General features: G+C 74.9%; 1 protein-coding gene. It reads right to left on the bottom strand.

Going from position 1 to position 830, the window contains the following annotated elements; translation table 11 throughout:
* Positions 1-34: 34 nt before the first annotated feature.
* Positions 35-733, bottom strand: coding sequence for a DUF2293 domain-containing protein (locus tag VT52_RS34830; protein WP_071387770.1), 699 nt, complete (start codon positions 731-733; stop codon positions 35-37).
* Between the last annotated feature and the right edge of the window lie 97 nt (positions 734-830).

Raw genomic sequence — 830 nt, 5'->3', positions numbered from 1 at the left:
GTGCCCCCGGTGCCCCCGGTGCCCTCCGGTGGCATCAGCCCGCATCCTCTTCCCCGGTCTCCTGCCAGGTCCGCAGCACACCCTCCACGGCCGGGGCTATCCGGCGCCGGGCCTCGTGCCGCGGCACCCCGCTCATCAGCAGCTGGTCGTACGGCGTGTCCGCATGCCGTACGCCCGCCACGACCGCCGAGACCACCGCCCCCTCGGACAACGCACGCCCCGCCGCACTGCGGCCCACCCGTCCGCTGCCCCGCACCGAGGCATGCGCCGCGATCGCCCGCGCCCGCTCCGCCGGACACCCCGGGAAGAGCCGGAGGATCTCCGCCGCGAACGCCGCCGCGAACCGCTCGTCCTCCACCCCCCTGCGCCGCGCGTCCCGCGCCCGCCGCTGGCGCCGGGCCTCCGCGTCCGCCAGGCACCGCTCCTCGGCACGGACCAGCGCCGCCTCCTCCACGAGCACACCCTGCCGCTCGTACCGGCCCTTGCGCCGGTTGAACCGCACCACCACCGCCGACAACGCGCTCTCCTCCCGCGACCTACGGGTCAGCGCGGTGTCACCACGCGGAAGCAGGACCAGATGGCCGAGGTCCGCGCAATCGAGGCAGCGGGGGGCACCGTTCTCCAGGACCAGCAGGGACAGGGGACCGCGTCGGCAGGCGGAGCAACGCCGGTGCTTGAGGGGCTGGATGACGACAAGCCCGTGGGTGGGGTGGGGAGTTGCGGGGATGCCCATGGATTCCTTCTTCCCCGTCGTCGGGTCGGGCTCCCGTCAGGTGTCGGCGCGCTGGAGTCCGGGCGGGGTTTCTTTCGTCACTCCCGGGGGCCCTCCC

The sequence above is a fragment of the Streptomyces malaysiense genome (assembly GCF_000980885.2).
Classification (GTDB): domain Bacteria; phylum Actinomycetota; class Actinomycetes; order Streptomycetales; family Streptomycetaceae; genus Streptomyces; species Streptomyces malaysiense.
The sequence above is the reverse complement of the archived record's forward strand: the minus strand, read 5'-3'. Positions and strand labels throughout refer to the sequence as shown.